This window comes from Xanthobacter sp. ZOL 2024 (genome assembly GCF_052932325.1).
In genome coordinates, this window is sequence record NZ_CM128808.1 from 4667136 (window position 1) to 4690716 (window position 23581).

Consider the following 23581-nt stretch of genomic DNA (forward strand, 5'->3'; position numbering starts at 1 on the left):
CATGCGGCGCCGCGCAGCTGCGAGGATCAGCGACGCTCCACGGCCGCGGCGCTCTCATCGGTGGCGATCACCACCCGGTTGCGGCCATCGGTCTTCGCCCGGTAGAGCGCCCGGTCTGCGGCCTCGATGAGGCGGGCATAATCAGGGTGGCCCTTGTACGCGGCGATGCCGATGGAGGCTGTGACCTGCACGAAGCTGCCATCGGCGAGCCGCAGCTTGCGTTCCTCCATCTGCGCGCGCAGCCGCTCGGCCACGATCGCCGCCTCTTCCGCCGGCGTTTCCACCAGAACGATCAGGAACTCCTCGCCGCCATAACGAAAGACGAAGTCGTTGAAGCGCACGGTGTCCATGATCACGCCGGCCACCTGCTGCAGCACCAGATCGCCGGTGGAGTGCCCCCAGCGATCGTTGACCTGCTTGAAATGGTCCACGTCCACCATCACCACGGTCAGCGGCAGGTCGCCCTGATCAGCCAGGCTGATCTCGCGTCCGAGAATGGTGGGCAGGAAGCGGCGGTTGAGCGCCTGGGTCAGCGGGTCGCGCCCGCCTTCGGCGCCGATGGCGGCCTGGAACAAATCGGAGAGGACGAACTTGATCTCCTCGACGGTGCCGCGCAGCCGCGCCAGCAGCTCGCGCAGCAGCCCGCCTCGATCACCGCGGGCACGCAGCAGCTGCGGCAGCAGATCGGCATCGATCCGGCGGACATTGTCACGGATCACGTTCAAGCCTTGCGAGCCCTGGAACATCAGGCCAGCGCGATGGTGCAGCCACAGGCCGAAGGGTGATTTGCCCAGCGGCTTCAGCACCGGCTCGACCTCATGCTCGAACAGGGTGAAAAGCGTGGACTGCAACCATTCCATGAGCGCGGCATGCTGGGTCTCGCGCTCCAGCGTGATGTCGTGGCCGATGGCGAACAGCCGGAATGCCTCATCCACCTGCGCCCGCCGCACCGAGCCCTGCATATAGGCTTCGCTCATGAGGCTGAGGGCCCAGTCCATGCGCTCATTGAGGTGCACGAGCGCGGCCACCCGCGTCGCGCATTCCATCTCGGCCGCCGCCAGCAGGCCGGACAGCTCCCGCTTCAGCAGCGCGCTACCGGCCATCACCAGGTGGAAGGGCACCTTGATGCGGGCATGAATCTCACCAATTCGACGCTGGGTGGCGACCGCACCGTCCGCTTCGCCCGACACCGAGAACAGCTCCCCCAGCCATCGCTCCAGCGACGGCACCAGGCGGGTTTCCACCACCTCGCGATCCAGGAACGACTTCGCTTCCGGCTGGGCCAGAAACGCCGCATAGAAGGACCGGACCAGCCGGCCCGCGTGGGTGGCGACCAACGCGCTCAGCACCACGACGGCCCGGGCATGCGCCGCATGCGTGTCCACGCCGGGTGTCGCCGGCTCCTGATCGTCCGCAAGTTTCATCGCAACAGTCTCGAAAAGATGAGGCCGGCCAAGGGTGAGCATCCCTGTCATCGCCGTCCCGCCACAGCGCCCGCTCAACCGGGTCTTTCGACCAGATCCCCGCAAGCGCCAGCCGCTGGCGGGGATCGATCGCGCGCCGCTCCGTTTGCCATAGGCTCGCAGAGCGGGCAACCATCTCCACGCGCAATCACCGCCGGCCCACGCCGCAGGATCAAACGGCCGCGCAATGCAGCCGCGCCCCTTCATTGCCGTAACGGTACCGTCTGGCGCCCGCCCGGGCACCGCCGGCATAATCCCGCCAGCCGAGGTCAACATCGGCAGAGGAGACGCGGTTGCAGGAGACGGCACACATGGGATGGCGGTATCTGATCCGACGGTTGGGCGCGGGGCTCACAATGGCCCTCAGCCTCGGCGGTCCTGGCCCGGCATCGGCCAATGACGACGTGCTGCGCCGCAGCGCCGATCCGCGTCAGCAGGTGCTTCAGACCCTCGATTACGCCAACACCCGCTTCTCCCGCCTCACGCAGATCAACGCCTCCAATGTGGGCCAGCTGCAGGTGGTCTGGACCTTCTCCACCGGCGTCCTGCGCGGCCATGAGGGGGCGCCGCTCATCGTCGACGACGTGATGTATGTGCACACGCCCTTCCCCAACATCGTCTACGCCCTCGATCTCAACCATGACGGCCGCATCCTGTGGAAATACGAGCCGCGCCAGACCGCGGCGGTCACCGCCATCATGTGCTGCGACCTCGTCTATCGCGGCCTTGCCTATGCGGACGGCCTCGTCTTCCTGCACCAGGCCGACACCACCATCGTCGCCCTCGATGCCAGGACCGGGGCCAAGAAGTGGTCGGTGGTGAATGGCGATCCGGCAAAGGGAGAATCCAACACGGCCACCGTGATGCCGGTGAAGGACAAGCTCATTGTCGGCATCGCCGGCTCCGAGTTCGGCGCCCGCGGCCACCTCACCGCCTACAACATCAAGGACGGTTCCCTCGCCTGGCGCGCTTATTCTACTGGCCCCGACGCGGAGATGCGCATCGACCCCGAGCACACCACAGAGCTGGGCCGGCCGGTGGGCAAGGATTCCTCCCTCAAAAGCTGGAAGGGCGATCAATGGAAGACCGGCGGCGGCGCCACCTGGGGCTGGTTCGCTTATGACCCCAAGTTGAACCTCATCTATTACGGCACCGCCAACCCGTCCACCTGGAACCCCACCCAGCGGCCCGGCGACAACAAATGGTCCATGACCATTTTCGCCCGCGACGCGGAGACCGGCAGCGCCCGCTGGGTCTATCAGATGACCCCCCACGACCAGTGGGACTATGACGGCGTCAACGAAATGATCCTGACCGATCAAAGCGTTGATGGCCACGAGCTGCCGCTGCTGACCCATTTCGACCGCAACGGCTTCGCCTATACATTGAACCGCGCCACCGGCGCCCTGCTGGTGGCGGAGAAGTTCGACCCCTCGGTGAACTGGGCGAAGAAGGTGGATCTCGATCCGCAAAGCCCCTCTTACGGCCGCCCCCTGGTGGACCCGACCCGCTCCACGGAAGAAAAGGGCGAGGATGAAGTCTATGGGGGCATCTGCCCCGCCGCCCTCGGCACCAAGAACCAGCAACCGGCGGCCTATTCTCCACAGACCGGTCTGTTCTACGTGCCCACCAGCCATATGTGCATGGATTACGAGCCGTTTCACGTGGACTATAGGGAAGGCCAGCCCTATGTGGGCGCCACCTTGGCCATGTATCCCGGCCCCGATGGCAAGGGGGCCACCGGCCGCTTCATCGCCTGGGACAATCTCAAGGGGAAGATCGCCTGGTCGAAGGACGAGCGGTTTTCGGTCTGGTCCGGGGCGCTGGCCACCGCCGGCGGCGTGGTGTTCTACGGCACGCTGGAAGGATATCTGAAGGCGGTGGATGCGCGCACCGGCGCCGAGCTCTATCGCTTCAAGACGCCCTCCGGCATCGTCGGCAATGTCTCCACCTTTGAACACAAGGGCCGGCAATATATCGCCGTGCTGTCCGGCGTCGGTGGCTGGGCCGGCATCGGCCTTGCCGCCGGCCTCACCGATCCCAACGACGGCTCCGGCGCCAACCAGGCCTATGCGGCCCTGAACCGTTATACGGCGCTCGGCGGGCAGCTCACCGTGTTCGCCTTGCCGCGGCCTTGAGGAGAAGCGCCATGCGCGCCCGGACTATCCCGTCCCTTCTGCTGACGCTCTTCGCGCTCTCCGGCACGCCCCTCCAAGCGGCGGAGGTGGCACCGGAAACCCATTACGCGCCGACGGAAAACCTTGAATCCATTGATGTCGCACTCATCGGCGCCGCAACGTCGCGCATCGACATGGCGGCCTATATCCTCACCGACCATGCGGTGGTGGATGCCCTGGTGGCGGCGGCCCGGCGCGGGGTCAAGGTGCGCATCGTCATCGACCCCACTCAAAAGCAGGCCTACGGCCGGCTGGCCCCGCTCCGCGCCAGCATGCGGCAGAAGCGGGAGCGGCCAATCATGCATCTGAAAGCCTATGCCATTGATGGCGCGTTGCTGCGCACCGGCTCGGCCAATTTCAACGACAGCGCCCTGAAACACCAGGACAACGACTTGATTTTGCTGCACGATCCCGCTTCGGTGGCGCGCTACATGGCCGCCTTCGAGCGCATCTGGGATGCCGCCGCGCCGGTGCCGGCGGCGGCGGCAAACCCTTAGAGTTCAAGCCTTAGCAGAACATCTGCGGCAGCGGCACCACGTCAATGCCGGCCGCTTCCAGCGCGGTGCGCAGCGCCCGCATCACCGGCACGGCGGTGGGCTCGTCGCCGTGGACGCAGAAGGTGTGCACCTCCGCCGGGATGCGCTTGCCGGAGCTGCACAGCAGGGCACCGTCCTCGATCACCCGCAGCACCTGGTTCACCGCCTGCTGGGGATCATGGATCACCGCGTCGGCGCGCTCGCGGGAGGCCATCTGGCCGTCGTCGTCATAGACCCGGTCCACATAGGATTCATTGGCCACCTTGAGCCCCAGGCGGGCGCCGGCGTGGCTCATCTGGGAGCCCACATTGGCCACATAGATCAGCTCCGGATCGGCCGCCTTGATGCCGCGGCCGATGGCCATGGCGTAGTCCTCGCTGGCATGGGCCATGTTGTTCAGGGCGCCGTGGGGTTTCACATGGGTGACCCGCGCCCCCTGGGCTTCCGCGAGCGCCTGGAGGGCGCCGATCTGGTACGTCACATAATATTCAAGGTCTTGAGGATTCATGCGAATCTGGCGCCGACCAAAACCCCAGATGTCGTTGAAGCCGGGGTGGGCGCCAATCGAAACGCCGTTGTCCAGGGCCAGGCGCACCGTGCGGGCCATGATGACCGGGTCGCCGGCGTGCATGCCGCAGGCCACGTTGGCGGAGCCGATCAGCCCCATCAGTTCCTGGTCGTTGCCGATCCTGTACTTGCCGAAGCTCTCGCCGATGTCGGCATTGATATTGATTTTCAAGCGCTTTCTCCCACGGCTTGCACCCGCCGCGGGGTGCGCACGAAGAACACGGCGGCCACCAGCGCCGCCACCAGCAGCGCCAAGGCGACCGGGTGGTGGATCAGCGAAGTGACGTCGCCATTGGTGATGATGAGGGACTGCCGCACCGACAGTTCGAACTGCGGGCCGATCACGAAACCGATGAGGAAGGTGACCCGAGAATAGTCGAAGCGGTGCATGAGGTAGCCGACGAGGCCGAAGAGGACCATGACGCCCACGGCGAACACCGAATGGCTCTCGAGATAGGAGCCGATCAGGCACAGCATGGTGACGAACGGTATGATGATAGTTGCCGGCACCTTGGTGAGCTGAGCGAAGGCGACGAGGCCGATCCGCCCCACCACCAGCATCAGCACCGCTGCCACCAGCATGGCGCCGAAGATGCCGTAGACCAGCCGCCCCTGCTCCTCGAACAGGCGAGGCCCGGGGGTTACCCCGTGGATGGTCAGAGCGGCGATCAGGATGGCGGCGGAGACAGAGCCGGGCAGGCCCAAGGCGAACAGGGGGATGAAGCTGGCCGGCACCACCGCATTGTCGGCGGTCTCGGCGGCGGCGACGCCCTTCAATTCGCCCTGGCCGAACTTCTCGCCGGGCTTGGCCATGCGCTTGGCGAGCGCATAGGAGGCGAACGAGGCCACCGTCGGCCCCAGACCCGGCAGCAGGCCGATGGCGGTGCCGATGGCGCTGGACTGCAGGAAGGTGGGCAGCACGTGGCGGAATTCCGGCCAGCCGAAGCGATCTCCCTTGGCGTCGGTGTCGGCGGTGACGCTCTCTTCCGGCTTCTTGCCGAACACTTCCTCGGCCTGGATGATCATCTCCGCCAGCGCCAGCATGCCGACGGTGACCGCCAGCAGCGGCACCCCGTCCATCAGTTCCACCTGATCGAAGATGAGGCGCGGCGAGCCGCTCTCCACATCGAGGCCGACGGTGGACATCAACACCCCCAGCATGCCGGCCGCGAGCCCGCGGAACAGGGATCGGCCGGCCAGAGCGGCGATGAAGGTGAGGGCCAGCAGCATCACCGCCGACATTTCCAGGGGACCGATGCCGAGCGCGAGGCTCGCCAGCGGGCGCGCCAGCAGGATCAGCGCCAGGGTGCCGATGACGTCGCCGATGACCGAGCCGTAGAGCGCCGTCTGCAGCGCCTGCTTGGCCCGGCCGGCGCGGGCCAGGGGATAGCCGTCGAGGCAGGTGACGGCGGCATTGGGCTCGCCGGGGGTGTTGATGAGGATAGCGGTGGTGGCGCCGCCGGCGCCGCTTGCCTTGGCGATGCCGATGAGGAAGCCAACGGCCGTGAGCGGCGTGAGATAGTAGCTGATGGGAATGGCGATGGCCAAGGCCGCCGGCCGGTTCAGTCCCGGCAGCACGCCGATGACATAGCCGAGCAGCACCCCCATGAAGATGAAGGCCACGGTGGTGGGGGTGAGGGCGTCAGTGAGCCCGAGCAGAGCATCATGCATCGCGCGCCCCTCAACCCACCAGAAGCCGGAAGATGCCGCCGCACACGAGGCCGGCGGCGAGCAGCGGCAGGGGCCGGCGCTCGCCCAGCATGGCCATGCCCGCCGGCACCGTCACCAGCGCACAGGCCCCGGGGCCGGCATAGGCCAGAATGACGACGCCCGCGACCGCCACCGCGCCGATGCGGAAGAAGGCGGTCCAGCCCTCCGGATAGCGCGCGGAAGGCTCGGCCCGCAGCGCCCGCAGCAGCGCATCGGCCACCGCGAAGAAACCCGCCGCCGCCGCGCAGACGGTGGGCAGGAAGGCCGGTGACAGGCCGATGCCGCCGGCACTGGTTTCGGCGGGAATGACGACGAACACCACCAGCAGCGTCAGCGCGCCGAGCAGAGCGGCTTCCAGCAGCAGCGATCCACGGGACCGCAGGGCGACACGCGCCGGGGGCGGGCCATCCGGAGTGGGGGAGGAAACGGACATGCGGCAGCCTTGCAGCAAGGAACATCGAAGAGGGAGCCCGACGCGGGCACCCTGAGGCGGGCGCCCGCGTCCAAGCCCCCGACGACCGCGGGAGCAGCGGGGGACGTCTCCCGTGATCAGCCAGGCGGCTGATCACCCAAATGATCACCCATGGGTGATCACTTGGCCTCTTCGATCAACCGCGCGAAATCGGCGCTCTGGCTGTGGATGGTCTTGGCGAGGGTCGCGCCGGTCTCCACCACATTGGCGAGGGCCCGCTTCTCCATGAGCGCCACCACGGACGGATCGGTACCGGCGGCGGCAAAGGCGGCATAGAGCTTCTCGGCCACATCCGCCGGCACGCCCTTGGGCGCCACGAACAGGATGAGATTGACGGACGAGATGCCGTAGCCCAGCTCCTTCAGGGTGGGCACGTTGGGGAAAGCGGCAAGGCGCTTCTCGCCCAGCACCGCCATCACCGCCACCTCGCCGGCCTTGGCCTGGGGGAAATAGGCGCCGGAGGAATAGCCGAGGTCCACGTGGCCGCCCATCACCTGGGTCACCACCTCGGCGCCGGAGCGGGTGGGCACCGGCACCAGCTGCGCGCCCACCTTCTTGCCGAGCACGGCGGTGACCATGCGGTCCAGCGAGGTGCTGGAGGCGTAGTTCATGCGGCCCGCGGCCTTGGCGGCGGCCAGGGCATCGCTCAGATTCTTCCAGCCCTTGCTGGGCAGCGCGATGAACGCCTCGGGAAACTGGCCCACCGCCGCCACATAGGTGAAGTCCTCAGGCGTGAAGGCGAGCTTCGTCATCTGCGGATCGAGGGTGATGGTGGTGGAGGTGGTGGCCACCAGATTGTAGCCATCCGCCGGCATCTTGGTGAGGGCGGTGGCGGCCACGGCGCCGCCGGCGCCGGGCTTGTTCTCCACCACCACCGGCTGGCCCAGCTTGCGGGACACCACATCGGCCACCGCGCGGGCGGCGATGTCGGTGGTGCCGCCGGCGCCGAATCCCACGGTGACGGTGATGGGCTTCTCCGGCCATTCGGCCCAGGCGGTGGAGGTCAGGGGCAGCGCCAGACCAGCGGAGAGAACACTCGCGAGAAGAACGCTGCGACGGGTGGGGCGAACGGACATGGAGGGCTCCTGGAAGGCTTATTGCGCCGAAGGCGATGTGCCATTGCGCCCTCATTGCCCAACTTGTGTCCAATGCAAACATGAGCCATTTTCTTATGCAGAGGATGCATAAGAATGCTGGACCTGCGACGCCTGCACTTTTTCGTCACGGTGGCTGAGATGTTGAACGTTTCCCGTGCAGCGGAGGCGCTCCACATCAGCCAGTCCGCCCTCTCCCGCGCCCTGCAGGGCTTCGAGGACGACCTGGGGCTGAAGCTGTTCGATCGGGTTGGCAAGCGCCTGGTGCTCACCACCGAGGGGGAGGAATTGCTGCCCCGGGCCGCCAGCCTGCTGGAGCAGGCCGATGCCCTCTCCTCCCGCGCCGATGCGGTGGCGCGGGGCCAGGTGGGCCATCTGCGCATCGGCGCCACGCCGCAGACCATCGCCGCTTTGTTCGCCCCGGCGCTGGCCGCCTTCAAGGCCAGCCACCCGGACGTGGAGGTGACCTTGATGGAGGGGCACAACGACACCCTCATCGAGATGGTGGAGCGCGGCGCCGTCCACCTCTGCGTGGCAAGCCCCGACGAGCCCCACACCCTGGCCGGCGAGCCCCTGTTCATGGCCGAGCTGCAGGTGGTGCTGCCGGCCGGCGACCCGCGCTGGCAGGACGCGGGCCTGCCCATCCAGAGCCTCGCGGATGCCCCGCTGCTGCTGCTGCGACGGGGCTTCATGACCCGGGATCTGTTCGAGCACGCCTGCCGCCAGGTGGGCATGCGGCCCAAGGTGGTGCTGGAAAGCGACAGCCCCCACACCCTGGTGGCGCTGGTGGAGGCGGGCCATGGCATCGCCGTGCTCTCCTCCTCCGCCGCCATTCCGGCCGGCTCAGGCCGACCGCTGCGCCTGACGCTGGACGGCGCGCCCATCCGCCGGCCGGTCTCGGTCATCTGGAACCCCGCCCGCCATCGCCCGGCGGCCCTGCCCTTCCTGGTTCAGCACATCCGCGCCCAAGCCGAATCCCGCGGCCGCCGCGGCCGCGCCTTCGAGGCCGATGCGCCGGTGGATTAGGTGCGATCCACATTCAAGGACACCGCTCGTCGCCGGGCTCATCCCCTCTCCCGCGTGCGGGGGAGGGCGAGGGAGGGGGCCAGGACCGGCTCGGTATAGCAGGCGCTGGAGTTTTCATTGCGTTTGAATCATCAAGGCGCCGCACGTCGCATTAGCTGCGAGCCCACCATCCCGGCGTCTTGCCCCCTCCCCGGCCCTCCCCCGCAAGCGGGAGAGGGAGAAGCGCCATCGGGAAAACGTTGTTCTGCGGCACACATCGATTATGTGTGCGGAAGGCCAGCCGATCCTACGTCGGGTCCTCCACCGGCACGCCGAGCCCTGCCTTCACCCGGTCCATGGCGACGAAGGTGCGGAAACGGCGCACGTTGGGATTGTCGAAGAACAGCCGGCGGGTGAGCGCCTCATAAGCGGCCATGCTGGGCACCACCACCACCAGCACGAAATCCGCCTCGCCGGTGACGTAATAGCATTGCTGCACTTCCGGGGCGGCGCGAAAGGCGCGCTTGGCGGCATCCACATCCGCCACCTTCTCGCTGTCGAGACTCACCTCCACGAAGATGGTGAGGGCCTGGCCCAACGCCGCGGGATCAAGCACCGCCACCTGGGCGGCGATCACCCCCGCCGCCTCCAGCCGCTTGATGCGCCGCTGCACCGCCGGCGCCGAGAGGTGCACCTCAGCGCCGATGACCCGCAGCGGGGTGGTGTTGTCCTCCTGGAGGATTCTCAAAATGGCCCGATCGAAACCATCGAGCAGCGGAAAAGCAGCCATGAATGCCCCATCTGACACAAGAATTTTGCGCCATCTCGAGCAAAATTCACAGCCTTTCTCACCTGGAGCGCAATAGCATTGCCCAGCCCATCAGAGGACGGACATGCTGCAGCTCAATCCCCAGACCGTGCATATTCAGGACCCGAGCCACCGGCTGACGGCGGATGAACGCGCCACCTTCGGCGCCGAGGCCGCCGCCCGTGTGCCGCTCTATCTGCGCCATGCGGAGGGGCCGAAGGCGCCGTTCGAGACGCCTCTGCGCGCCCTGCCCGGCCTTGCGGACGCCCTGGGGCTCGGCGCCGTGCATGTGAAGGACGAGAGCCCACGGCTGGGCCTCGGCAGCTTCAAGGCCCTGGGCGGCGCCTATGCGGTGGCGCGGCTGGTGCTGGAGACGGCGGAACACCGCCTCGGCCGGCCGCTGGCGCCCGCGGACCTGTGGACCGCGCCGGTCCGCGCCATCGCCGAAACCCTCACATTCACCTGCGCCACCGATGGCAACCACGGCCGCTCGGTGGCCTACGGCGCCGCCCAGGTGGGCGCCCGCGCCGTCATCTTCGTGCATCCCGGCGTGAGCGCGCCGCGCCGGGCGGCCATGGCCGCCTTCGGCGCCACCATCACCGAGGTGCCCGGCAGCTACGACGATTCGGTGGCCGCCGCCGCCCGCATGGCGGCCGCGCGTGGCTGGAGTCTGGTCTCCGACACCGCCTGGCCGGAGCCGGGCCGGGTGCCCACCCTGGTCATGCAAGGCTATGGCGCGCTGGCGCGGGAGGTGGTGGACGCCCTCGACGCCCCGCCCACCCATCTGTTCATCCAGGCCGGCGTCGGCGGCATCGCGGCGGCGCTCGCGGCCTATTTCGCCGGCGCCTATGGGCCCGCCAGCCCCCGCTGCATCGTGGTGGAGCCGGACCGCGCCGCCTGCCTCTCTGCCAGCGCGGCGGCCGGCCGGGCGGTGGAGGTGCCCCCCGGCGCGCCCACCGTCATGGCCATGCTGGAATGCTACGCCCCCTCCCTCACCGCCTTCCAGCTGCTGTCGCGCCTCGCCACCGGCTTCATGACGGTCAGCGACGAGGAGGACATCGCCGCCCTGCGGCGGCTGGCCGATCCGCTGCGCGGTGATCCGGCCATCGTGGCGGGGGAAAGCGGCGCCGCCGGCCTCGCCGGGCTGCTCCAGGCCGCCGCCGACCCCGAGGCGCGCGCGACCCTCGGCCTCGATGCCGGCTCCCGCGTGCTGCTGGTGGCCACCGAGGGTGCCACCGATCCCGAGCGCTATGCCGCCTTGCTGCACCCCGGCCCGTGATGATGGTGCCGCCCGAAAGCTGAAGCGTCACACGGCATTCCCAACCGGGCCGGAGCTGGGCTAGGCTCCGCGCCCCGTCGGGTCCCAAGATCGGCGCCCGGGCTGGCAAAGGGGCATGGGCGTGCGACGTCGGATTCTGGGGGCCGTCATCCTGCTGGCGGCGGCGCTCGTCGTGGGGCGCGTCGCGGTGGTGGCGAGCGATCTGCCGGCCCACGTCACGGCCGGGCAGTTCGAGGCCCTGCGCCACAATCTGCCGCGCATGCGGGCCTTCCTGAACCGCATGCCCAAGGGCGGCGATCTGCACACCCATCTGTCGGGCGCCGTCTATGCCGAGCGCCTCATCGCCTTCGGCCTGCGCGACGGCCTGTGCCTGCGCCCCGCCGACATGACGCTGCTGCCCCCACCGGCCGACGCCCCCGCGGCGCAGCCGTGCGGTGCCGATCCGGCGGTGGTGCCGCTGGCGGCGGCGGTGAGCGGGCCCAAGGGCCAGGCCACCTATGACCGGCTCATCAATGCCCTCTCCCTGCGCTGGTTCCTGCCCACGCCGGAGACCCCCTCCGGCCACGACCAGTTCTTCGGCACCTTCGGCCGCTTCAATGCCGCCACTTCCGGCCCCGACTGGCCCAGCACCTTCGATCGCGTCGCCGAGATGGTGGTAGACCAGCTCAAGCAATATGACGCCACCCAGGTGCAATATGCCGAATTCATGGTGACCTTCTTCGGCGGCGAGGACCGGCGCGCGCTGGGGCCGGTGGCCGCCGGCGAAAGCGATCCCGCCGCCATGCTGGCCGCGTTGAAGGCGGCGGGCCTCGACCGGGTGGTGGCGACGCGCGCCGAGCAGGTGCGCGGCCTGATGCGCCGCATCGACACCCTGCTCGATTGCGACGATGCCCGCACCCGGCCGGGCTGCGGCGTCACCTTCCGCTTCATCGCCCAGGTCAACCGCAACAGCCCGCCCGCCGGCGTGTTCGCCCAGACCGCCTTGTCCGCGGCCCTGGTGCGGGCGCTGCCGGAGGTGGTGGCCGGCTTCAATTATGTGGGGCCGGAAGATTATCGCATCTCGCTCGCCGACTATCGCACCCACATGGCCTGGATCGGCTTCCTGGCGGGCCAGGATGTGCCGGTGGCGCTGCATGCGGGGGAATTGTGGCTGGGCCTCGTGCCGCCGCCCGATCTCGACTTCCACATCCGCGCCGCGGTGGAGGTGGCCGGCGCCCGCCGCATCGGCCATGGCACCGCCATTCCGTTCGAGCGGGACATGGAAGGCCTGCTGAAGGAGATGCGCCGGCGCGGCGTGACGGTGGAGATCGCCCTCACCTCCTCCGACGTGATCCTCGGCGTGCGCGGGCGAGAGCATCCCCTCCTCACCTATCTTTCCGCCGGCGTGCCCATCACCCTCGCTACCGACGATGCCGGGGTGTCGCGCATCGATCTGTCGGGGGAATATTTCCGCGCCGCCCGCGACCAGGGCATCGGCTACCCGACCTTGAAGGCCTTCGCCCACAATGGGCTGAAGCATGCCTTCCTGAGCGAAGCGCAGAAACAGGTGGAGCTCGCCAAGCTCGACGCCGCCTTCACCGCCTTCGAGGCTTCGGTGATGGCCGAGGTCTCCACCGGCGAGAAGCTGCGCGCGCTGCTGCGTGCCCTGCTGCCGGTCTCGCCCTGACGTCGGGCGGGCGCGGCTTTCGCCTTCCCTGCCGCCCGCCGCGGCGATAGAACCCCGGCAGGCGCGACGCCGCATCGGGAGACGGCCATGGGCGAACTGAGCGCGGGCATCCTGCTGTTTCGCACCCCCGCCAGCGGCACCGAGGTGCTGCTGGGCCACCCCGGCGGCCCGTTCTGGCGCCACCGGGACCTCGGCGCGTGGACCATCCCCAAAGGCGGGGTGATGCCCGGCGAAACCCTGGAGCAGGCGGCCCGCCGGGAATTCGCCGAAGAGACCGGCCAGCCGGCCCTCGGACCGCTGATCCCCCTCGGCCGCATCCAGCAGGGCCGCCACAAGGAGGTGGAGGCCTTCGCCCTGGCCGGAACGCTCGACCCTCTGGACCAGCGCAGCAACAGCTTCGAGCTGGAATGGCCCCCGCGCAGCGGCCGGCGCGCGGTGTTTCCGGAAGTGGACCGGGTGGCCTGGTTCTCCCTCGCCGCAGCCCGCACGCGGATCCTGCCGGCCCAACAGCCCCTGCTCGATCGCCTGGAAAGCCTGCTGCCCGACGCCGCCGTGACGCCGCAGTGGTGAACCCGCACGCAGGGAGGTGGCAAGCGACGGCGCGACAACTTCCGATCGCTGCGTGGCACCCTATATATCGCTCAGCACGCGCGGCCCTCCGCGCCAGGATTTCATCATGAGCGATACCATCATCATCCCCTGCCCCCACTGCCACCAGCTGAACCGGCTGAGCGCCGACAAGCGCGGGGCGCACGGGCGCTGCGGCAAGTGCGGCGAAGCCGCTGTTCACGGGCCATCCCATCGCCCTCGACGGGGCCCATTTCGATCGTCACATCGGCGCCGCCGACCTGCCGGTCCTGGTGGATTTCTGGGCCTCCTGGTGCGGCCCGTGCCGGGCCATGGCGCCGGTGTTCGAGGCCGCCGCGGCGGAGCTGGAACCCCGGGTGCGGCTCGCCAAGGTGGATACGGAAGCCGAGCGTGATCTCGCTGCCCGGCTGCATATCCAGGCCATTCCCACCCTCATTCTGTTCAAGGGGGGCCGGGAGGTGGCGCGGCGCAGTGGCGCGCTGCCCGCGAGCGAACTGAAGCGCTGGGTGGCCCAGACTGTGGGCGCATGAAACCGCATCCATAAAGCCGCGCGCAGGAAGCAGCGCCACATGAGACCGCAATGGCGTGCGGCGAGGGGTGCGCCGCCTCAGTCCGGTGGGCCGCCGTCCGGTCGCAGATCCGGCCGATGGCGGTCCTCCCCATGGTGCCCACCGCCCCTGTGGTGGCCGCCGGGCCGGCGCTCCAGGCTGACCGGATCGAAGACGGCGCGCAGGGTCTCCCCCTGGGCGTTGACCGCGCGCACCTTGTAGCAGCCGTCGTCGATGCGCACCGACTGGACCGTCCAGCCCTCCGCTTCCAGCTGCTGCACCAGCGCCGCGCGCGGCTGCCATTCGGCCAGGGGCGCCGCGCAATCGCGGCCGGCCTGCGCCCGGGTCACCTGCCACGGCATGGCCGATGGCAGAAGCCAGGAGGCGCCGGCGAGCATGGCGGCCAGCAGCACGCCAAAGGCCGCACGACGGGCAGCACGACGCATCGCACCACGAACCCGCGGCGGGACCGCCCACGGCCGGCCGGTAGCGGCGATGCGCGCATGCTTCATGGTGTCCTCTCCCGCCTCCACTACATGCCCGGGCGCGTGCACTCTCCAGCGAAGCGGACACCCCATCGCGTCCCGAAAATGCCAGACCTCAGCGCGCAAAGGCCCCTCATGGGTCCATTCAGCCACGCCGGACCCGCACCGGGCCAGGCGCGCCGACCTCCACGCAAGCATACGGAACTGACGCCCACCTGAACGCCCCGCCGATTTTTCGCGCCCCGAGGACAGGGCGCAAACCGCGTCACGTCAACAGGTTGGTGCGATTTTCAGCCTGTCGGCACGAAAAAGGCCGCGGCTTCCATGTGCATCGGCCGCCCTCTAGGATCCAGAGCCATAAAGAGGTTGGCGTGGGGCTTGGGTTGTGATTCACGGCTTCCGAGAGGAAGTGACGATGAAACGGGACCTGTTCTGGCTGACGGATGCGCAGTTTGCGCGGATCGAGCCCCATCTGCCGAAGGACACGCGCGGCAAGCCGCGTATGGATGACCGCCGGGTGCCAGCCTCCTCAACGGAGACTATGAATCAAAACTCAGGCAGATTAACAGGTCCTGAGCCTAGGCCCTGGACAGCCCGAATGATGCCACAATATAATGGTCCGGATTTATCGCATCAGGACCCAGCACGCTCAATCAACGACAAGAGGATACATGACAGTCAGTAAATTATAACTGTCGAGCTATGAAAAATAATTCAAAATAAAACGACGATAGTCACATGCAATAGGATTAATAAGGCAGGCAATATGAGCAATGATGGCGAAACACTCAATGATATAGGAGTAAAATTTGGTACAGATAAGTCTTCAATTGGACATGATTATTTACGAAAATATGAATTTTTTTTAAAACAATACAAGAATAGTCAGTTAACTTTAATTGAGATCGGCAGGTCAAGCGAGGCGAGTTTACGCATGTGGGAGCAATGGCTTCCGCACGGAAATATAGTATATGTGGATCTGAACTCGGACGCGCAAAAAATTTCTTCAAGTCGCATCCATGTTGAGATTGGCGATTCTGGGAACGCCTCTTTTCTCGCATCTATCGTAACGAAATACGGTAAACCGACGGTCGTCGTCGATGATGGATCCCATCGATGGGATCATCAACGTATTGCATTTAAAACACTTTTTGCGAATCTTGAGTCTGGCGGAACCTATATCATTTCAGCTCTACACACCTCGTTCGAGCCTGGTTTTTCCGGCAACGACGATCTGCCTATTATTGAAATATTATTCGCACTTTGTCGTTATCTTCAATTTCGGGGCGAGCGCGCAGATGCATTTGAGAAGACGTTCAGTAAAGAAATCGTTTCCATCGCAAAATCTATTGAAAGCATTACATTTATTGGTCGCTCGTGTATAATAAAGAAAAATCATATTGCTCATGATTTGCCTGTTAAATTCGTCGGCTATAATGACGTTCAAGGTGAATTGATATCGTGCTCGCATCCAGAGGCCACGGCTGAAATTGCGATTCCGCCCGTGGAGGGTGCGATCAATTTCACGACTCAGGCGAAGTCTGTCGAAATAAATATTCCACCTGACTATATATATCGACTTAATGATGTTATTGTCAGGCCGAGGCAGGTTATATTGAAGAATAATGGAATACTGCCAGACAGTTTGCGCAGGTACGACCGGCAACTCAAGCATGAATTTCTACCATATTATAGAGCGTCCAGCATATCTTCAGAATACTTTAGATTTGATAGAGTTATAGATGAACCGTCATTTTTTTTGATGGCGAACACAGTGCTCATTATGGACATTTTTTGCTTGAGACACTGCCTCGTCTATGGTGTTTTGATATTATCGATATAACAAATCGCATGTTGTTGATGCATAATGTTAATAAGCCATTTATTCAAAAATTGATTGCTCCATTCGGGTTGGGGGATAAGAATCTGATTCAGTTAGATAAGCCGTCTATTGTTCGGGATCTGATCGTATCGCGACAGCCATATGTCTTAGAGCGGACGGTTAGCGCTAATGCCAGGAAGGTTTTCAACCATATCTCTCTCTATTATGATAAGGGCTCCACGCCAGAGAAGATTTATGTTTCTCGTAGTCGCTTCCAGGGGCAGAGGCAGCTTTTGAATGAAAAAGAGGTTGAGGAGTTTTTCGCGAATAAGGGTTATTCCATCATCTATCCAGAAGCCCTGACGGTCGATGAACAGGTCAACGTATTCGGAAATGCGAGATTTATCGTAGGGGCATCTGGATCTGCGATGTATAACTTAGTATTCGGCAGGCGTAAGGAAAAGGTTTTGATCCTTGTTTCCGATCGTTTCATCACATTGAACGACGCCCTCATCAATCATGGTAGCGGCTGCGAAGTGCGCTACGTGAGCGGAGTGGCCATTAATAAAGATGAATCTGGCATGAAGGCGCAATGGGTTCTTGATATGAATCATCTGCGATCGGCGGTTCATGGATTTGATTTATAGGTGATCCGGGGTTTGGTGTACCTCTAAAATATTTGGCTTTGCCTATTTTTTAGGGTCCAGAGCCATAAAGAGGTTGGCGTGGGGCTTGGGTTGTGATTCACGGCTTCCGAGAGGAGGTGACGCTGAAACGGGACCTGTTCTGGCTGACGGATGCGCAGTTTGCGCGGATCGAGCCCCATCTGCCGAAGGACACGCGCGGCAAGCCGCGTGTGGATGACCGCCGGGTGATCAGTGGGATCATCCATGTCCTGAAATCCGGAGGACGCTGGATCGATGCACCGGCCGACTATGGCCCACGCAAGACCCTCTACAATCGCTATGTCCGCTGGGCCGCCAAGGGGGTGTGGAGCGGGCTCTTCCAGGCGCTCGCCGGAGCCGGCGGGCCTCCCCCGCAGGTGCTGATCGACAGTTCCGCCGTCAAAGCCCACCGCTCGGCCTCGGGGGGAAAGGGGGAGCGGGGCCAGGCCGTCGGCCGCTCCCGCGGTGGGCGCACGACCAAGATCCACGCGCTGACCGATCGCAACTGCCGACCCATCGCCTTCCTGCTCACCGGCGGCCAGGTGGCCGACTGCACGGCCGCGGCGACCTTGCTCCAGCAGATGCCGAAAGCCCGCATCCTGCACGGGGACAAAGGCTATGACAGCAACGCTGTCCGCCGGCAGGTGGAAGAGGCCGGCGCCATGCCCAACATCCCGCCCAAGGCCAACCGGCGCTGGAAACCCTACTTCTCTCCTGTGCTCTATCGGGATCGCAACGCCAGCGAACGCATGTTCTGCCGCCTGAAGGACTTCCGGCGTGTCGCCACTCGCTACAACCGCCTGGACATCAACTTCCTCGCTGCTATCTGCATCGCCGCGACTGTCAGCTACTGGTTATGAGTCCGGACCCTAAGTTGCGCACGGCGGTGGCGTTCAGGGGCATAAGGCGTGGGCCGCGCGGCGGCCGGCATGAGAGGCAACATGCGCATTCTTCTGGTGGAGGACGATCCGGTCCTGGGCATGGCGGTGCGCGACCAGATCGCAGCCGACGGCCACGGCGCCGACTGGGTGCAGCGGCTCGATGCCGCCGACGCCGCCGTTCCCGCCGCCGCCTTCGACCTCATTTTGTTGGACCTCATGCTGCCGGACGGGCGCGGCCTCGATTTCCTGAAGCGCCTGCGCCTGCGTGGCGATGCCACCCCGGTGATCGTGCTGACCGCGCGCGACCAGATCTCTGACCGCATCGCCGCCCTCGATGCCGGCGCGGACGATTATCTGGTGAAGCCGTTCGACCTGTTCGAGCTGTCGGCCCGCATCCGCGCCGTGGGCCGGCGCTATGCCGGCAATCCCAACCCGCTCATCACCATCGGCCCGCTGGAGATCGACTTGGCGGCCCGGGCGGTGCGCCGGGCGGGCAAGCCGGTGGCGCTCACGGCGCGCGAATGGTCGTTGTTCGAGGCCTTCGTCCAGCGCCCCAACCAGCTCATGTCCAAGCCGCAGCTGGAAGAGTGGCTCTATTCCTTCGATTCCGAAGTGGAGAGCAACACCATCGAGGTCTATATCGCCCGGCTGCGCAAGAAGCTGGGGGCCGACGTGATCGAGACCGTGCGCGGCATGGGCTACCGCCTCGGCGCGCCGGAAGCCGGCGCGTGAGCCCCTCCGGCGCCGACAGGCCCCGGGGCGGCTGGAGCCTGCGCCGGCGGCTGTCGCTGTCCCTGGCGGTCACGGTCAGCGCCCTGTGGCTGGCGGCGGCCATCGTGGCCGGTGATGTGCTGCGGCGGGAGATCGACGAGGTGTTCGACAGCGCCCTGCAGGAGGTGGCGCAGCGGGTGCTGCCGCTGGCTTATGCGGAGCTGCTGGCACGGGAAGACGGCACCACCACCCAGCATCTGGCGCCCGTCAGCTCCCGTCAGGAGCATATCTCCTACGTGGTGCGCGACGCCGAGGGGCGCGAGCTGCTGGCCTCCTCCGACGCCGACCCCATGAACATCCCGCGTGACCTGCCCCCCGGCTTCGCCTTCACCCGTCACCTGCGCACCTATACGGAAGCGGCGGTGCAAGGCACCATCGTGGTCACCACCGCCGAACGCATGGCCGACCGCAAGCACGCGGTGCGCAATGCGGTGATGGCCCTGATCTGGCCCCTGGTGGCGCTGGTGCCCATCGCCCTGGTGGCGGTCTGGCTGCTCATCCGGCGCGCGGTGAAGCCGGTGGTGGCGTTCCGCGAGGCCATCGAAGCCCGCGATAGGGGCAATCTCACCCCGGTGGCGGGCGGCGGCCTGCCCGATGAGATCGCGCCGGTGGCGGCGGCGGTGAACGCGCTCCTGGAGCGCCTGCGCGGCGCGCTGGACGCGGAGCGGGCCTTCACCGCCAACAGCGCCCATGAGCTGCGCACCCCCATCGCCGCCGCTTTGGCGCAGACCCAGCGCCTCATGGCCGAGGTGCCGGAGGGGCCGGCCCAGGACGCGGTGCGACACCGGGCCCGCACCATCGCCGGCGCCCTGCGGCGCCTCTCGCGCCTGTCGGAGAAACTGCTGCAATTGGCCAAGGCCGAGGGGGGCAGCCTGCTGGCGCCGCATCCGGCCCCGCTCGCACCCGTGCTGCGGCTGGTGATCGCCGATCTCGATCCCATGGGTGAGCGCGGCGTGCCCTCCAGCGCGGAGGATCTCAGCCTCGACATCGCCGCCGATGTGGTCTCCGACCTTGATCCCGATGCCTTCGCCATTCTCGCCCGCAACCTGATCGAGAACGCGCTGAAGCACGGGCCGGCGGACGACACCGTGCGCGTGCGGCTCGCCGCTGACCGGCTGGAGGTGACCAATGGCGGCCCGCCGGTGCCGGCGGACCGACTGGCGCAGCTGCTGCGCCCGTTCGAGCGCGGCGCCACCAGCGCCGAGGGCTCGGGGCTGGGGCTGGCCATCGCCGCCGCCATCTGCCGCGGCGCCGGCCTCCGGCTGGAGCTCGCCTCCCCGGCGCCGGGCCACGCCAACGGGTTCCAGGCCACCGTGCACTTCCCCCCGCCGGCGACAAGCTGACAGCCAGATGAACGGCGGAATGCCGGCGGTTCAGCTCCCTGTCAGGTGCGGGCCCCATGGTCGGGCCGTCCACAACGAACAGGAGCCGCCCATGCGCCCCCTCACCCTCAAGGTCCTCGCGCTTCTCGCCTCCGCCACCGTCGTGTCGGTGGCCGGCGCCGCCTCCGCCGCCCCCGGCGATGCCCCGCCCCGCGCGGAGCGTCACCAGATGGAGCATCGGGCGCCGCACGCCGGTGACCATCACCGCGCGCCCGGGCATGCGACCGCGCCCCGGCACAAGGGCGGCCCGCACGCCGCCGGGCACCATGGCCCTCGCGCGCACCAGGGCCCCAAGGCGGCCCACCGCGATCACCGCCACGGTGACCACGACTACGGCCGCCATCAGGCCCACCGCGACGGCCATCGCAACGGGGGACATCCCGGCATGGCGCGCGGCGACGCCGGCCCAGGGCCGCTGCGGCTGTGACCGGCCGGCACCGGCGTGGGCGGCGCCGGTGCCGCGCCCCTTCCCTGAAGTGCCCCCCCGTTGAGCGGACGCAAGGACATGGCTGCCGGCGCCCGCCATCATGCCCATCCACAGCAGCCACGGCGCGCCGCGCCCCAGCCGGAACCGACCGACACGCCACCATGCGCAATATCAAGATCGCCCTGTGGGGCCTGCTTCTTCTCCTGTCGCTGCTCTGGGTGCTGGCCGAGCCGGGCCTAAGCGCGGTCTCCGGCCTGTTCCCCGTCCGCACCCTGGCGGTGCAGTACACCGGCCTTCTCGCCATGGGCGCCATGAGCCTCGCCATGATGCTGGCGCTGCGCCCGCGCTGGCCCGAACGCTGGTTCGGCGGGCTCGACAAAATGTATCGCCTGCACAAATGGCTGGGCATCACGGCGCTGGTGGTCGCGGTGGTCCACTGGCTATGGTCGCAGGGTCCGAAATGGGCGGTGGGCGCCGGGCTGCTGGTGCGGCCGGAGCGCGGCCCCCGGCCGGTCATCACCGATCCCATCCAGGCGTTGCTCAACAGCCTGCGCGGCACCGCCGAGGGCATCGGCGAATGGGCTTTCTATGCCGCCGTCGCGCTCATCCTCCTGGCGCTCATTCACGCCTTTCCCTATCGCCTGTTCTACAAGACCCACCGGCTGCTCGCCCTCGCCTATCTGGTGCTGGTGTTCCACGCGGTGGTGCTGGTCTCCTTCCCCTATTGGGCGAGCCCCATCGGCTGGGTGATGGCGGCGCTGATGGCCGGCGGCACCATCTCCGCCGTGGTGGTGCTGCTGCGCCGCGTGGGGGCGGGGCGGCAAGTGCTCGGCCGCATCACCGCGCTCACCCGCTACCCCGGCGTCGACACCCTGGAAACGGTGATCTGCGTGCCGCAGGGCTGGCCCGGACACCGGCCCGGCCAGTTCGCCTTCGCCATGTCCGACCGGTCCGAGGGGCCGCATCCCTACACCATCGCCTCCAGCTGGAACCCGAAGGAACCGGCCATCACCTTCATCACCAAGGCGCTCGGCGATCACACCCGCCGGCTGCCGCGGGCGCTGGCCGTGGGCCAGGAGGTGCGCATCGAGGGGCCCTATGGCTGCTTCACCTTCGATGATAAGCGCCCCTGCCAGATCTGGATCGGCGGCGGCATCGGCATCACCCCCTTCATCGCGCGCATGAAGCACATGGCGCTGAATGCCGGGCAGCCCGATTGGCCAGCAGGCCAGAACATCCACCTGTTCCATGCCACCAGCGATGTGGATGAGGGGGCGCTGGAAAAGCTGGCCGAGGATGCCCGCTGCGCCGATGTGCGCCTGCACGTGCTGGTGAGCGGGCGCGACGGCCGGCTCACCGGTGAGCGGATCCGCGCCGAAGTCCCCGAGTGGCGCGAGGCCAGCATCTGGTTTTGCGGTCCGGCCGGCTTTGGCACTGCCCTGAAGGCCGACTTCGCCGCCCATGGCTTCCCCGCCGAACAGCACTTCCACCAGGAGCTGTTCGCCATGCGGTGAACCGCTGCGCTGAACGCCAGCGCCCGCCCATTGGCTTCGCGCGCGCGATGGCCTATAGGGGCGGGGTGGGTGGCTTCGCGCCATCGCCGTAAGCGTTCACGTGATCCAACGCACTCCCAGCCGCGCCCGCGCCCGGCTGGCGGTGCGTCGTGACCCGGTCCCTCCGGACGCTTCTCCCCGCCATCGCGCGCGCCGCCCGGCGCCTGATCTGAGGGTGAAAGCGTATGAGCGACCACGCTTCCTGTCTCCGGCCTTCCACCGGTGCTAGGCCGGGCGCAGACCTGCCGGCGGAGCCACGGCCATGAGTGGCCTTGCCGATCGTCGCACCGCCACCGCTTTGCTGGTGGCCGGCACCTTCTTCATGGAGAATCTCGACGCCACGGTGATCACCCCGGCCCTGCCCACCATGGCGCAGAGCTTCGCAGTGGCGCCGGTGGATCTCAATTCCGGCGTCTCCGCCTACATGCTCACCCTGGGCGTGTTCATCCCGGTGTCCGGCTGGGTGGCGGAGCGGTTCGGGGCGCGGCGGGTGTTCATCTTCGCCATCGCCTTGTTCACCCTTGCCTCGCTGCTGTGCGCCTTGTCGACGAGCCTGCCCCAGTTCGTGGCGACGCGGGTGCTGCAGGGCATCGGCGGGGCGCTGATGGTGCCGGTGGGCCGGCTGGTGGTGCTGAATGTCACCCCCAAGGAACGGCTCATCGCCGCCATCGCCACCCTCACCTGGCCGGCCCTCATCGCCCCGGTGCTGGGCCCGCCGCTGGGCGGCTTCATCGTCGATCATGCGGACTGGCGCTGGATCTTCTACCTCAACCTGCCGCTCGGCCTCATCGCCCTTTTCGCCGCCCTGCGCGTGCTGCCGCCGAGCGAGACGTCCAGCGCCCGCAGCTTCGACTGGCCCGGCTTCCTGCTCATGGGGGGCGGCCTGTTCGGCCTGATGGCCTGCACCGAGATCCTGGCCCGGCCGGACGTGAGCTGGCGCGATGCGGTGGCGGCCCTTGCCATCGGCGTGGTGCTGCTCGGCTTCGGCGTGCGCCACCTCAATCGCGCCGCCCACCCCATGCTCAGCCTTCAGGCGCTGAAGGCGCCCACCTTCGCGGTGGCCATCTGGGGCGGCTCATTGTTCCGCATGGGGGTCAGCGCGGTGCCGTTCCTGCTGCCCTTGATGTTCCAGCTCGGCTTCGGCGCCAGCGCCTTCGAGGCGGGCATGATGCTGATGGCGGTGTTCGCCGGCAATCTGGTGATGAAGGCGGGCACCACGGGGGTGCTGCGCCGGTTCGGCTTCCGCCCGGTGCTGGTGGTCAACGGGACGCTCAACGCCGCCTGCATCGCCGCCTGCGCCGCCTTCACCGCCGGCCTGCCCCTGTGGATCACCTGCACGGTGCTGTTCGTGGGCGGCATGTCGCGCTCCATGCAGTTCACCGCCCTCAACACCCTCGCCTTCGCCGATGTGCCGAGGAACGGCATGGCGAGCGCCAACACCCTGTTCTCCACCGCGTTCCAGCTGGCCATGGGGCTCGGCATCGCGCTGGGCGCCATCGCCTGGCGGCTGGGGGATGCGCTCGCCCCCGGCGCCGATCCGGCCACCCCGTTCCGCATCGCCTTCCTGATCGTGGCGGCGGTGGCGCTGCTGGGCGTATGGGACAGCGTGCGGCTCGCCGGCAATGCCGGCGCCCACGTCTCCCGCAAGGCGTGAACCCTCGCGAAACGACGATGCCCGGCAC

General features: G+C 67.1%; 22 protein-coding genes and 2 pseudogenes. 17 read left to right on the top strand and 7 right to left on the bottom strand.

All coding sequences use genetic code 11. The features are described 5' to 3' along the window. Positions 1-26: 26 nt before the first annotated feature. Entirely contained in the window at positions 27-1424 is a 1398-nt protein-coding gene (locus ACU4E7_RS21355; protein WP_447020055.1) for a diguanylate cyclase, read from the bottom strand. Between the two features lie 395 nt (positions 1425-1819). Here ACU4E7_RS21355 and ACU4E7_RS21360 point away from each other — a divergent pair, with 395 nt between their 5' ends. Further along, positions 1820-3601 (top strand): methanol/ethanol family PQQ-dependent dehydrogenase, encoded by a 1782-nt coding sequence (locus ACU4E7_RS21360; protein ID WP_443266500.1) that lies wholly within the window; start codon positions 1820-1822, stop codon positions 3599-3601. 11 nt (positions 3602-3612) lie between these two features. Then, positions 3613-4137, top strand: coding sequence for a phospholipase D-like domain-containing protein (locus tag ACU4E7_RS21365; protein WP_447020056.1), 525 nt, complete (start codon positions 3613-3615; stop codon positions 4135-4137). A gap of 10 nt (positions 4138-4147) precedes the next feature. Here ACU4E7_RS21365 and ACU4E7_RS21370 read toward each other — a convergent pair whose 3' ends face one another. The 4 genes from ACU4E7_RS21370 to ACU4E7_RS21385 form a co-directional block, all read right to left on the bottom strand. Then, positions 4148-4915 (bottom strand): LamB/YcsF family protein, encoded by a 768-nt coding sequence (locus tag ACU4E7_RS21370; protein ID WP_447020057.1) that lies wholly within the window; start codon positions 4913-4915, stop codon positions 4148-4150. Beyond that, positions 4912-6414: a tripartite tricarboxylate transporter permease gene (locus ACU4E7_RS21375; RefSeq protein WP_447020058.1), complete on the bottom strand. Its 1503-nt coding sequence runs from the start codon at positions 6412-6414 to the stop codon at positions 4912-4914. The genes ACU4E7_RS21370 and ACU4E7_RS21375 overlap by 4 nt, the downstream gene beginning before the upstream one ends. 10 nt (positions 6415-6424) lie before the next feature. Continuing rightward, positions 6425-6886, bottom strand: a complete 462-nt coding sequence (locus ACU4E7_RS21380; protein WP_447020059.1) for a hypothetical protein — start codon at positions 6884-6886, stop codon at positions 6425-6427. A 158-nt stretch (positions 6887-7044) separates the two neighbouring features. Further along, positions 7045-8001, bottom strand: coding sequence for a Bug family tripartite tricarboxylate transporter substrate binding protein (locus ACU4E7_RS21385; RefSeq protein ID WP_238121073.1), 957 nt, complete (start codon positions 7999-8001; stop codon positions 7045-7047). Positions 8002-8115: 114 nt separating this feature from the next. On the opposite strand from ACU4E7_RS21385, the gene ACU4E7_RS21390 reads away from it, so the two are divergent. After that, complete coding sequence (locus ACU4E7_RS21390; protein WP_447020060.1) at positions 8116-9045, top strand: LysR family transcriptional regulator; 930 nt, start codon at positions 8116-8118, stop codon at positions 9043-9045. Between the two features lie 286 nt (positions 9046-9331). Here ACU4E7_RS21390 and ACU4E7_RS21395 read toward each other — a convergent pair whose 3' ends face one another. Continuing rightward, entirely contained in the window at positions 9332-9814 is a 483-nt protein-coding gene (locus tag ACU4E7_RS21395; protein ID WP_447020061.1) for an Lrp/AsnC family transcriptional regulator, read from the bottom strand. Positions 9815-9917: 103 nt separating this feature from the next. Between ACU4E7_RS21395 and ACU4E7_RS21400 the strand changes: the two genes are divergently transcribed. The 5 genes and pseudogenes from ACU4E7_RS21400 to trxA all read left to right on the top strand — a co-directional run bounded on the left by ACU4E7_RS21400 (position 9918) and on the right by trxA (position 13895). Then, a complete protein-coding gene (locus tag ACU4E7_RS21400) occupies positions 9918-11111 on the top strand; it encodes a diaminopropionate ammonia-lyase (protein ID WP_447020062.1) in 1194 nt (397 codons plus the stop codon). 121 nt (positions 11112-11232) lie between these two features. Then, positions 11233-12777, top strand: a complete 1545-nt coding sequence (locus tag ACU4E7_RS21405) for an adenosine deaminase (RefSeq protein WP_447020063.1) — start codon at positions 11233-11235, stop codon at positions 12775-12777. 87 nt (positions 12778-12864) lie between these two features. Further along, complete coding sequence (locus tag ACU4E7_RS21410; RefSeq protein ID WP_447020064.1) at positions 12865-13347, top strand: NUDIX domain-containing protein; 483 nt, start codon at positions 12865-12867, stop codon at positions 13345-13347. A gap of 106 nt (positions 13348-13453) precedes the next feature. Continuing rightward, positions 13454-13519, top strand: a pseudogene (locus ACU4E7_RS21415) (hypothetical protein); the annotation flags it as partial. 118 nt (positions 13520-13637) lie between these two features. Beyond that, a complete protein-coding gene (gene trxA, locus ACU4E7_RS21420) occupies positions 13638-13895 on the top strand; it encodes a thioredoxin (RefSeq protein ID WP_447020065.1) in 258 nt (85 codons plus the stop codon). Positions 13896-13972: 77 nt separating this feature from the next. Here trxA and ACU4E7_RS21425 read toward each other — a convergent pair whose 3' ends face one another. After that, positions 13973-14425 carry a PepSY domain-containing protein gene (locus tag ACU4E7_RS21425; protein WP_447020066.1) on the bottom strand — a complete coding sequence of 151 codons (453 nt, stop codon included), beginning with the start codon at positions 14423-14425 and terminating at the stop codon, positions 13973-13975. Between the two features lie 388 nt (positions 14426-14813). Between ACU4E7_RS21425 and ACU4E7_RS21430 the strand changes: the two are divergent. The 9 genes and pseudogenes from ACU4E7_RS21430 to ACU4E7_RS21470 all read left to right on the top strand — a co-directional run. Further along, a pseudogene (locus ACU4E7_RS21430) lies at positions 14814-14918 on the top strand (transposase); the annotation flags it as partial. 246 nt (positions 14919-15164) lie between these two features. Further along, positions 15165-16241, top strand: coding sequence for a hypothetical protein (locus ACU4E7_RS21435; RefSeq protein WP_447020067.1), 1077 nt, complete (start codon positions 15165-15167; stop codon positions 16239-16241). Next, positions 16193-16867, top strand: a complete 675-nt coding sequence (locus tag ACU4E7_RS21440; RefSeq protein ID WP_447020068.1) for a glycosyltransferase family 61 protein — start codon at positions 16193-16195, stop codon at positions 16865-16867. The genes ACU4E7_RS21435 and ACU4E7_RS21440 overlap by 49 nt, the downstream gene beginning before the upstream one ends. A 122-nt stretch (positions 16868-16989) precedes the next feature. After that, complete coding sequence (locus ACU4E7_RS21445; protein WP_447021686.1) at positions 16990-17745, top strand: IS5 family transposase; 756 nt, start codon at positions 16990-16992, stop codon at positions 17743-17745. An 81-nt stretch (positions 17746-17826) separates the two neighbouring features. Then, positions 17827-18498 carry a response regulator transcription factor gene (locus tag ACU4E7_RS21450; protein WP_447020069.1) on the top strand — a complete coding sequence of 224 codons (672 nt, stop codon included), beginning with the start codon at positions 17827-17829 and terminating at the stop codon, positions 18496-18498. Next, a complete protein-coding gene (locus tag ACU4E7_RS21455; protein ID WP_447020070.1) occupies positions 18495-19880 on the top strand; it encodes an ATP-binding protein in 1386 nt (461 codons plus the stop codon). The genes ACU4E7_RS21450 and ACU4E7_RS21455 overlap by 4 nt, the downstream gene beginning before the upstream one ends. Positions 19881-19971: 91 nt before the next feature. Then, positions 19972-20346 (top strand): hypothetical protein, encoded by a 375-nt coding sequence (locus ACU4E7_RS21460; protein WP_447020071.1) that lies wholly within the window; start codon positions 19972-19974, stop codon positions 20344-20346. Between the two features lie 161 nt (positions 20347-20507). Next, positions 20508-21860, top strand: coding sequence for a ferredoxin reductase family protein (locus ACU4E7_RS21465; protein ID WP_447020072.1), 1353 nt, complete (start codon positions 20508-20510; stop codon positions 21858-21860). Positions 21861-22161: 301 nt separating this feature from the next. Further along, on the top strand, positions 22162-23553 hold the full coding sequence (locus ACU4E7_RS21470; RefSeq protein WP_447020073.1) for an MFS transporter: 1392 nt from the start codon (positions 22162-22164) through the stop codon (positions 23551-23553). Positions 23554-23581 lie beyond the last annotated feature (28 nt).

What these genes read in the sequence shown, in the direction of transcription:
- ACU4E7_RS21410 (WP_447020064.1), top strand. Translation starts at nt 12,865, where the DNA reads ATGGGCGAACTGAGCGCGGGCATCCTGCTGTTTCGCACCCCCGCCAGC.
- ACU4E7_RS21375 (WP_447020058.1), bottom strand. Translation starts at nt 6,414, where the DNA reads ATGCATGATGCTCTGCTCGGGCTCACTGACGCCCTCACCCCCACCACC.
- ACU4E7_RS21460 (WP_447020071.1), top strand. Translation starts at nt 19,972, where the DNA reads ATGCGCCCCCTCACCCTCAAGGTCCTCGCGCTTCTCGCCTCCGCCACC.
- ACU4E7_RS21355 (WP_447020055.1), bottom strand. Translation starts at nt 1,424, where the DNA reads ATGAAACTTGCGGACGATCAGGAGCCGGCGACACCCGGCGTGGACACG.
- ACU4E7_RS21465 (WP_447020072.1), top strand. Translation starts at nt 20,508, where the DNA reads ATGCGCAATATCAAGATCGCCCTGTGGGGCCTGCTTCTTCTCCTGTCG.
- ACU4E7_RS21400 (WP_447020062.1), top strand. Translation starts at nt 9,918, where the DNA reads ATGCTGCAGCTCAATCCCCAGACCGTGCATATTCAGGACCCGAGCCAC.
- ACU4E7_RS21380 (WP_447020059.1), bottom strand. Translation starts at nt 6,886, where the DNA reads ATGTCCGTTTCCTCCCCCACTCCGGATGGCCCGCCCCCGGCGCGTGTC.
- ACU4E7_RS21425 (WP_447020066.1), bottom strand. Translation starts at nt 14,425, where the DNA reads ATGAAGCATGCGCGCATCGCCGCTACCGGCCGGCCGTGGGCGGTCCCG.
- ACU4E7_RS21450 (WP_447020069.1), top strand. Translation starts at nt 17,827, where the DNA reads ATGCGCATTCTTCTGGTGGAGGACGATCCGGTCCTGGGCATGGCGGTG.
- ACU4E7_RS21395 (WP_447020061.1), bottom strand. Translation starts at nt 9,814, where the DNA reads ATGGCTGCTTTTCCGCTGCTCGATGGTTTCGATCGGGCCATTTTGAGA.
- ACU4E7_RS21365 (WP_447020056.1), top strand. Translation starts at nt 3,613, where the DNA reads ATGCGCGCCCGGACTATCCCGTCCCTTCTGCTGACGCTCTTCGCGCTC.
- ACU4E7_RS21470 (WP_447020073.1), top strand. Translation starts at nt 22,162, where the DNA reads ATGAGTGGCCTTGCCGATCGTCGCACCGCCACCGCTTTGCTGGTGGCC.
- ACU4E7_RS21385 (WP_238121073.1), bottom strand. Translation starts at nt 8,001, where the DNA reads ATGTCCGTTCGCCCCACCCGTCGCAGCGTTCTTCTCGCGAGTGTTCTC.
- ACU4E7_RS21435 (WP_447020067.1), top strand. Translation starts at nt 15,165, where the DNA reads ATGAGCAATGATGGCGAAACACTCAATGATATAGGAGTAAAATTTGGT.
- ACU4E7_RS21390 (WP_447020060.1), top strand. Translation starts at nt 8,116, where the DNA reads ATGCTGGACCTGCGACGCCTGCACTTTTTCGTCACGGTGGCTGAGATG.
- ACU4E7_RS21360 (WP_443266500.1), top strand. Translation starts at nt 1,820, where the DNA reads ATGGCCCTCAGCCTCGGCGGTCCTGGCCCGGCATCGGCCAATGACGAC.